Origin of the sequence: Collinsella sp. AM23-17, from assembly GCF_003470945.1 — a bacterium.
Taxonomy (GTDB): Bacteria; Actinomycetota; Coriobacteriia; order Coriobacteriales; family Coriobacteriaceae; genus Collinsella; species Collinsella aerofaciens_O.
This window is the reverse complement of record NZ_QRHU01000037.1, coordinates 1-8,788: the sequence shown is the minus strand read 5'-3', so window position 1 is coordinate 8,788 and position 8,788 is coordinate 1. Positions and strand designations below refer to the sequence as shown.

6 protein-coding genes are annotated in these 8,788 nt (G+C 62.9%); 1 reads left to right on the top strand and 5 read right to left on the bottom strand.

Annotation, left to right across the window (positions count from 1 at the left end; genetic code table 11):
* Nucleotides 1-387: 387 nt before the first annotated feature.
* The 5 genes from DW645_RS09595 to DW645_RS09575 form a co-directional block, all read right to left on the bottom strand.
* Entirely contained in the window at nt 388-1,521 is a 1,134-nt protein-coding gene (locus tag DW645_RS09595) for an Abi family protein (protein WP_117786803.1), read from the bottom strand.
* A gap of 180 nt (nt 1,522-1,701) precedes the next feature.
* Nucleotides 1,702-3,849 (bottom strand): Tex family protein, encoded by a 2,148-nt coding sequence (locus tag DW645_RS09590; protein WP_117800278.1) that lies wholly within the window; start codon nt 3,847-3,849, stop codon nt 1,702-1,704.
* A gap of 420 nt (nt 3,850-4,269) precedes the next feature.
* Complete coding sequence (locus DW645_RS09585; protein WP_117637693.1) at nt 4,270-5,310, bottom strand: Gfo/Idh/MocA family protein; 1,041 nt, start codon at nt 5,308-5,310, stop codon at nt 4,270-4,272.
* Between the two features lie 68 nt (nt 5,311-5,378).
* The gene (locus tag DW645_RS09580) at nt 5,379-6,635 is read right to left on the bottom strand and encodes an MFS transporter (protein ID WP_117564355.1); all 1,257 of its coding nucleotides are present in this window, start codon (nt 6,633-6,635) and stop codon (nt 5,379-5,381) included.
* Between the two features lie 84 nt (nt 6,636-6,719).
* Entirely contained in the window at nt 6,720-7,601 is an 882-nt protein-coding gene (locus DW645_RS09575) for an SDR family NAD(P)-dependent oxidoreductase (RefSeq protein ID WP_117734887.1), read from the bottom strand.
* Between the two features lie 232 nt (nt 7,602-7,833).
* On the opposite strand from DW645_RS09575, the gene DW645_RS09570 reads away from it, so the two are divergent.
* Entirely contained in the window at nt 7,834-8,712 is an 879-nt protein-coding gene (locus DW645_RS09570) for a LysR family transcriptional regulator (protein WP_233539918.1), read from the top strand.
* Nucleotides 8,713-8,788 lie beyond the last annotated feature (76 nt).

The window sequence follows — 8,788 nt, the reverse complement described above, 5'->3', positions numbered from 1 at the left end:
GTACATGTACGGATGAATGTGGGAAGTGTTCGGATGAAGTTGCCATTCAAGGTTGAAGCACGGAACGGCCCCCGTTTTGGCTCTAATTGACGCTAAAACGGGGGCCGTTTTTGCTTTTATGGCTCTCTGAGGCACCGCGGGGCTATCGAGAGATGCTGAATATTCGCGATTTTGCACGTCGCCAAGAGGGGGAAGTCGGGCCCTACTCTGACCACTCGGACGTACTCTTACCCGAACCCGCTGCTTCATGGGACGGCATGTCATGCGTCTGAGCTGCGGTTTTCATGCAGCGGGTAGTCGGATTGCTGCTGAGTTGCTCGAACCTACTCGAACCTACTCTGTTCGAGCGGGGCCCAAATGGTAAGGGGCTATTAGGGGGCTGAAGAGCTATAGGGAGCTCGAAGAGATGACATCGGCTCCCGAGCGCATGACTTCCCCCAGCATCCTGATTCCTCGGTCAAGCTCGATCTGCTTTTCGAAATAGTCGGCGTGCTCAAGGAAGCGCTCGCGCAGGGTGCGCAGGCCTGCCGCCTTTTCCGACCTCGCGTCCGCATCGCTGACAATTCTATCGAAGCAGAGCACGAGTGCGGTGAAGTCGTGGATGACGGGGAAGCGCTTCGTAAGGGCGACGAGCTCCTGGTCGATTCCGAGCTCCTCCCGCGCGGCCGTCGCGATGGAGCCGACGGGCTTCTGTAGACGCTGCCCGATCGTGTTCAGAACGTTGCCGTTATGAGCGGCCGCGTTGCGCAGGGCCTTCACGGGGAACAGGAGCTGCTTGACGGATTCGGCCTCCTGGCTGCGTTCCCTCCTGAGGTCGTAGAAGTAGAACTTGTAAAGCGCGATGATTCCCCCGAAGGAGACGAGTTCCAGGTAGTTCCAGACGTACATGTCCTCGCGTCTGCCGTACTTATTCGCGAGGTCCCGGGTGTAGTTCGAGTCTCCGAGGTACGAGACGCTGCGCTCGAGGTGCTCCGGGTCTATCCCCAAAGTCTGATCCTCGGCGATGTGGAGCATCTCGAGGAAGAGCATCACCCGATCGCTGCCGCCCACCCCATCTAGCCGGTCGGCGATGGCCTTCATCCTCTCGACGGTGGCTTCTGACCCGCTTGGATCGAACCGCTCCTCCAGCATCCTCTCCTTACGCAGCCTTTCGTGGGCGAAAAGGAGGTCGAGGACCTCCTTCCCGTCGGCGCCGTCGTCCATCATCGTCCGGTTTAGATGGACCTTCATGTAGTGCTCGATGTCAAGCGTCATCGAGAGGATGTGCTCGCGGAGGTGGTGGTCGAGTCTGGTGAGCTCGGTGAGGTAGGCGAAGTCTAGGTTGACGTAGCGTCCGTAGCCCTCCGACGCGGGGCTACGATACGTTGAGAAGCACTTCGCAAACGCCTTGACCTTGAAGAAGAAGTTCTTGTCGCGGAGGAACGCGACTGCATCCTTGGGGCTCATTATGTCGAAGCGGACGCCCCGCTCTGCGAGGTGGGCGACCTGTTGTTCTGCCGGGATGAGCGGGCGCTCCTTCATGATCGTTCCTCCAAAACGAAAAATGCGGCTGTAGGTACAGGTACCCGCAGCCGCTAAAAGCCCGAAGGCTTTTCACACTGCGGACAGTATACCCCACTTTGCCGAAGGGGCAAAGAGCGCGGGGAACGCCCGCCCTCTTTGCGACACTTGCCGCGAAGAGGGGATATCCGCTTTGGCGGTTTACTTTCCTTGCACCATGGTGAGGGAGATCTTCTTGCGGTCGCGATCGACCTTCTCGACCCACACCTTGACCGTGTCGCCGACGCGCACCACGTCGCTCGGGTGCTTGACGAAGCGGTTGGCCAGCTTGGAGATATGTACGAGGCCGTCCTGGTGCACGCCTACGTCGACGAAGGCGCCAAAATCGACAACGTTGCGCACCGTGCCCTTGAGCTCCATGCCGGGTTCCAGGTCGTCGATGGAAAGCGCCGAGCGGCTAAAGACCACCTCGGGCGCATCGTCGCGCGGATCGCGGCCGGGTTTCTTGAGCTCGTTGACGATGTCGATGAGCGTGAGGGTGCCGCAGTCCAGGTCGCTTGCCAGCGCCGAGATGCTGCCCAGGCGGCGCTCGATATCGGGCACGCCGCCTCGGCTGAGCTCACTGGCCGCCACGCCGGCGCGTTCCAAGACGGACGTGGCCACCTCGTAGCTCTCGGGGTGGACGCTTGTCGCGTCGAGCGGGTTCTTGCCGCCGCTGATGCGCAGGAAGCCCGCGGCGTTGAGGTATGCCTTGGGTCCCAGCTTGGGGACCTTCTTGAGCTGGCGGCGATCGGTAAAGGCGCCGTTTTCCTCGCGGTATGCCACGATGTTCTTGGCCACGCTCGGCGTAATGCCCGACACGTAGCCCAGCAGGCTTGCGCTCGCGGTGTTGACGTCGACGCCCACACGGTTGACGACGTCTTCCACCACGTGGCCCAAGGTGCGCGAAAGCTCGGCCTGGTCAAGGTCGTGCTGGTACTGGCCAACGCCGATGGACTGGGGCGGAATCTTGACGAGCTCTGCCAGCGGGTCCTGCAGGCGGCGGCCCAGGCTCATGGCGCCGCGCACGGTGACATCCAGATCGGGATACTCCTGGCTCGCGAGCTCGGAGGCGGAGTACACCGACGCGCCCGCCTCGTTGACGATGGTGTAGCGAAGGCTGGGCGCCTGCTCGGCAATAAACTCCGAGACGACTTCCTCGGTCTCGCGGCTGGCGGTGCCGTTGCCGATGACGATGGTGTTGACGCCGTTCTTCTTGACGAGGCGGGCGAGCTCACGCTTGGTGCCGGCGACGTCGTGGCGCGGCTTGGTGGGGTAGACCACGCCGTGGTCGAGTAACTTGCCGGTCTCGTCCATGACGGCGACCTTGCAGCCGGTACGGTAGCCCGGATCGAGCGCGAGCACGCGGGCGCCGCGCACGGGGCGTGCCGAGAGCAGGCCTTCGAGATTCTTGGCAAAGACGTTGATGGCCTCGGTCTGGGCGCGAACGGTGAGTTTGGCGCGGGCCTCGCGCTCCAGCGAGGGGGCCATGAGGCGCTTGTAACCGTCAGCGATGGCGGCATCGAAGATGGGAGCAAACACGCCCTGGCGGCGGGGCCAGCGGCTGCCGAGGCGTGCCGTGGCGGCTGCGCCGTCGACGTCCACGCGCACGCGGAGCTTGCCCTCGCGCTCGCCGCGGTCGATAGCCAGCACGCGGTGGTTGGGTATACGGCGCAGTGGCTCGTCATAGCTGTAGTACGGCTCGTAGGGAGTCTTCTCGGCGGGGTCGGTGGCCTCGACGACGATGTCGGCGGTGTTTTGCGTAAAGGCGCGCAGGTCGGCGACGTTCTCCGGGTCCTCGGCTACCGTCTCGGCCACGATGTCGGCGGCGCCGGCGAGCGCCTTCTCGGGCGTGTCGAAGCCGGCCTCCTCGTTGACGTAGTCCGCGGCGGCGTCGAGCGCGCTGCCCTTGGCCGAAGCCTGCATGATGATCATGTTGGCGAGCGGCTCCAGGCCGGCCTCGCGTGCCTTCTGCGCGCGGGTCATGCGCTTTTTGCGGTAGGGCTTGTAGAGGTCCTCGACACGCTGGAGCTGTGTGGCCTCGCGAATCTGTTGCTCGAGTTCGGGCGTGAGTTTGCCCTGGGCATCGATGAGCAGGATGACGTCCTCTTTACGCTGCTCAAGATTGCGCAGGTAGGACAGGCGCTCGTCGAGTGCGCGCAGGGCGACGTCGTCCATGCCGCCCGTGGCTTCCTTGCGGTAGCGCGAGATAAAGGGAATGGTGTTTCCCTCGTCGATGAGCTTGACGGCCGCCTCGACGTTGGCGGCCTTAAGGTTGAGCTCGCGGGCGAGCTGGGCGATAAGATCCATGGGACTCCTTGCGTTTAAGGTGCGTTTGCAGCACAGAGCTACCAAGGATACCACCTGCCACTTCGCCCAAAAAAGACTGTTTTGGCGCGGAACCACGAAAGCGGCCTATCTACTACGTTTGAACCGTGTGGGTCGACCATCCCCCGGTTTTCCGAAAATGCGCAAGCCGTTTACCTGCGGTTTTTATTTCGCGAAATTCTGTATGGTTGAGGGTGATTGGTTAAACGTAGTAGATAGGCACATTTCGTGGCGAACGAATCAAGCTAAGGTGCAAAAAGTCCCCCGTCCCAGAAAAATCATTGGCAACGTAGCAAAATGCCCCGCGGGCAGGAGGCTGCTCGCGGGGCAAAGAAGAGGGGCTTATTTGTGGCGGACCGAGGGGCTCGGCATGGGGTTTCTGTCGCGGCCGCTCTTAAGGCGTTACAGCTCGACGAGCTGGCCGGTCTCGGCGGCCTCCTTGACGGCGTTGAGAAGCGTGAGCGTCTTGACGTTGTCGGCCGGCGTCACGACGGGCTCGACCTCGCGGCGGACGACCTTCACAAAGTGCTTGAGCTGCATCTTGTGGGGAAGCGCCGGGTCGACGGCCGGAATCTCCATCTGCAGCGGCTTGTGCCAGTTAGAGGCGCCGTCGTAGGAGAACTGGTGCAGGCGGGGCAGCGACAGGGCGCCCTTGGTGCCGCCGATAAAGTAGGCGTCGGCGTCGAAGGGGCGGTACTGCGGATCCTCGCGAGCGGTTGCCTCCCAGTTCCAAGGGCTGGCGGTGGCGTCGGAGATGGTCATGCTCGCAAGCGCGCCATCGGCAAAACGGACGTTGACCACGGCGGAGTCCTCGGTCTCAAAACCGCGGGCGGCGCTGGACTGCATACCCTGGACGGCAACGGGCTCGCCCAGCAGGTAACGGAGCAGGTCGACGTCGTGCACCAGGTTGACCAGAATCGGGCCGGCACCCTTCTTGCGGCGCCACTCGACGTCGAAGTACTCGTCGTTCTTATAGATCATGTAGTGGAAGCTCGACACGGTGAGCTTGCCCAGCTCGCCGGACTCGATGATCTCCTTGGCCTTGTTCACAAACGGGTTGTGGCGACGGTGCTGACCCACGAGTACGGGCACGCCGGCGGTCTCGGCCTCGGCGGCGAAGGCCTGGGCATCCTCGAGATCGTTGGAGATCGGCTTTTCGACCAGCGGCACGATGTTGCGCTTGATGGCCTCGCGGGCAACGCCCAGGTGCAGGTCGTTGGGGGTGGCGATGATGACGGCCTCGGGCTTGACCTCGTCCATCATCTGGGCGGGATCGGTAAAGAACGGCACGCCGGCGGCCTCGGCCGTGGCGCGGGCGCCCTCAAAGGCGTCGGCGATGGCGACGAGCTCGGCCTCGGGCTCCTCGGTGACAAAGCGGATGTGGTTGCGGCCCATGGCGCCGGCGCCGATGACGGCAATGCGGACGGGGTTGAGCTCAGACATTTCGACTCCTTAATGCTGGTGGCTGGCGAATGTGGCAAAGGGACTGTCCCTTTGCCACATTGGTATAACTAGGCGGACTTCTTCTTGCTGTCGGAGACCATCATGTAGACGGTGAGCACGACGGCGATGGCGGCAATCACAATGGCGCCGTAGAAGGACTGCTGGTAGGCGGCGCTGCCGGCCTCGGCGTGATACAGCACGGCGGTGATGGGCTGGCTGATCCAGGTGGAAGCGGCATAGCCCAAAAACATGATGCCGTAGTTGACGCCGATGTTGCTGGTGCCAAAGGCGCCACCGGTGAGCGGCGGGTAGATGACGAGCAGGGCGCCAAAGCTAAAGCCGAGCAGGGCGAGCGCCACAAAGAACATGCTCTGCGTAAAGCTCATCGACATGATGACGAGCGCGACGATGGTGACGACAAGGCTGATGAGCAGCGACTTGTAGGCGCCGAGCTTGTCGATGATCTGGCCAAAGGACAGACGGCCGACCAGGTTGGCGCAGGTGTTGACGGAGACGACCACGCCGCCGAGGGCGACGGCCGCGGCGCTCGTGGGGTCGGCGAAGAGCTGGACAGCGGCGATGGAGGCAACCTTGCCCACGAGCAGGGTGCCCGCGGTGGCGGCGAAGGCGAAGGTGGCGATGAGGACCCAGAAGCGCGGGGTTTTGACCATCTCGCCCGGGGTGAGGTCGCCGAAAGTGCCGGCGTGCGCGCCGCCCTTGGGGGCCTCGAAGCCCTCGGGCAGCCAACCGGCCTCGGGGGCCTTCAGGAACAGGGCGGAGGCGGCGATCGTCACAAAGAAGATGACGCCGAGTGCCTTAAGGGCGCCAAAGATGCCAAGGCTCGGGATGAGCAGCGAGGCGAGCACCGGGGACAGCACGGCGGGGCCGGCGGTCGAAGCGGCCAGGGTGATGCCGGAGGCGAGGCCCTTTTTGTCGATGAACCACTTTTGGCCGGTGGTGAGCGCGGGGTTGTAGCCCAGGCCGTTGCCGATGGCGGCGACGAGCGAGAACCACAGGTAGAACTGCCACGGCTCGGTGACGGTGCCGGACATGAACCAGCCCACGCCGTAGCACACGGCGGCAGCGATCACGACGTTGCGCGGGCCGATCTTATCGGAGATGCGGCCGGCGAAGATGCCCGTCACGGCCATGATGGTCTGGAAGACCGGGAAAGCCCAGGTAAGAGCGCTGGACCACTCGGGATAGACGGCGAGCAGGTTCTTGCTCACAACGGAATACAGCGCGATGGAGCTGATGAAGAACATGGTGACGCACGCGGCGGAAAGCACGACGGCGCGACCCTTGTTGGAGTTGGTGGAAGCCATTGGACTCTTTCTAATCGATACGGGGGAGGGGAGGGGCAAACGCCGCTGAGGTGCTTGCCCCGCGCCCCTTTCTACCGGGCTGGTTTACTGGTCAGTCGGCTTTGCGACGCCGGACTCATCGGACCAGAGCTCGACGCCCTTGTTCTTGAGGTAGTTGTCGGCAAAGGCGCGGCGGCCGCCGGGCTTGGCGGTGAGGTCGCCCATCATGTTGGAGAAGCCGCCGTCGACCTTGATGGCGTCGCCGGTGGTAAAGTCCGAGCGCTTGGACGCCAGGAACATGACGGCGTTGGCGATATCGCTGACCTCGCCGATGCGGCGCGTGGCGATGAGGCGGCTGCGGCTCTTCTCGACCTCGGGATCGGCGTAAAAGCTTGCCGACATGGGTGTCTTGACAAAGCAGGGCTCGACGCAGTTGGAGCGGACGCCGTAGGGGCCCCACTCGGCGGCGAGCATCTTGGACATCATGTTGACGCCCGCCTTGGTGGAGCTGTACACGCCCGAGAACGTCTCGGGGGAGTGGCTGGCAACGGTCGAGATGTGCACCAGGCGGCCCTGGCCGGCCTTGATCATCTCGCGACCAAAGCGCTGCGAGGTGATGAAGTAGCCGGTGAGGTTGACGTTGAGCACCTGCTCCCAGTCGCTTAGCGGCAGGTCCTCCATGGCGGCGAAGCGCAGGATGCCGGCGGTGTTGACGAGAACGTCGACGCGGCCGAAGTTGGCGATGGTGGCGTCGACGGCAGCCTGAACCTCGGCCTCGTCGGTGGCGTTCATCTTGTAGCCCTCGGCGTGGATACCAAACTCGGCGGCGAGGTCGGCGGCAGCGGCCTTGACCTTCTCCTCGTCCAGGTCGAGCAGGACGACGTTAGCGCCATTGCGGGCGAACTCGCGGCAAATCTCGACGCCCATGCCGCCGAGCGCTCCAGTCACAGCGCAAACATCGCCCTCGAGCTTAAGCCAATTGCTCATAGGAACTTCCCTTCTTATGCCTCCCGGTGGGTCGCTCCCATTAACCGACCCACGTGGTTTTCGCTGGTTATCGTATGCTTTGCATTTGCGCAGGTGAATTGCATATTTGTTAGAATGGCATTAACCATAGGTTTACACTGTGCGATGCAGTTTATTCTCAATTGAGCGCATGACCTGCGAAACAACCTCCTGTGGCACCATGTGGCCACGGGCGCGAAAACGGGAGATTGACGTGTACGATCGACGACTTGAGGCCATATCGGCCGCTGCGGAGCTGGGAAGCTTCTCGCGTGCGGCGGCACAATTGCGCGTGTCGACTCCGGCGCTCGTCAAGCAGGTGTCGGGCTTCGAGGCCGAGTTCGGCATCACGCTGTTCGAACGCTCGCACTCGGGCGTCAAGGTGACGCCGGCGGGCGCTCTGCTGGTGGACGACGCGCGCTCGATCATGCGGCAGTCCGAGGACGCGCTGCGCCGTGCCCGACGCGCGGCGGGCGATGGCGGTGCCGTGCGCCTGGGCGTGTCGATGATGTGCCCTGGGCGCCAGACGCTGTCGATGTGGACGAGTGTGCACGAACTGGAGCCGTCACTGCGCTTTGAGATTGTGCCGGTGAGTGACCTTTATGATGAGCGCGAGACCGTCATGCGCAGCTTGGGCCGCGAGGTCGATGTGGTGCAATCGAGTTTTTCTACCCCACGCTGGGGTGATGCCTGCCAAAAGCTCCTTATCGTCAACGTACCGTTTTATATTGATGTGCCGCGCACGAGCCCGCTTGCGCGCAAGACGCGCATCACAGTTGCCGACCTGGAGGGCATGCGCCTGCGCGTGCTCCGTCACGGCAACGACGCCATGGACAGCCTGCGCATCGACCTTTTGGCCGACGGCGGCGTGGACGTGATCGACGTGGATAGCTTCGACTTTGCGCTCTTTAACGAGGCGGAGGAAAAGGGCGACGCGGTGCTCACCTGCGGAGCTTGGTCAGGCGTACACCCGGCCTTTGTAGGCGTGCCGTTCCTGTGCGGCCGCGAGGTGCCGGTTTTTTTGCACTATCCGCTCGAGCCAACCCTCCAAGTACAAAAATTCGTCAACGCCATGGCCCAACTCCTCAACTAGCTCATTTGGCGCGGGTAGTCTTTTGAACTGCCTCCCATTTCTTGGACACAAGAATGGGAGGCTTTTTTATGGCTGG

What these genes read in the sequence shown, in the direction of transcription:
- DW645_RS09580 (WP_117564355.1), bottom strand. Translation starts at nt 6,635, where the DNA reads ATGGCTTCCACCAACTCCAACAAGGGTCGCGCCGTCGTGCTTTCCGCC.
- DW645_RS09595 (WP_117786803.1), bottom strand. Translation starts at nt 1,521, where the DNA reads ATGAAGGAGCGCCCGCTCATCCCGGCAGAACAACAGGTCGCCCACCTC.
- DW645_RS09585 (WP_117637693.1), bottom strand. Translation starts at nt 5,310, where the DNA reads ATGTCTGAGCTCAACCCCGTCCGCATTGCCGTCATCGGCGCCGGCGCC.
- DW645_RS09590 (WP_117800278.1), bottom strand. Translation starts at nt 3,849, where the DNA reads ATGGATCTTATCGCCCAGCTCGCCCGCGAGCTCAACCTTAAGGCCGCC.
- DW645_RS09575 (WP_117734887.1), bottom strand. Translation starts at nt 7,601, where the DNA reads ATGAGCAATTGGCTTAAGCTCGAGGGCGATGTTTGCGCTGTGACTGGA.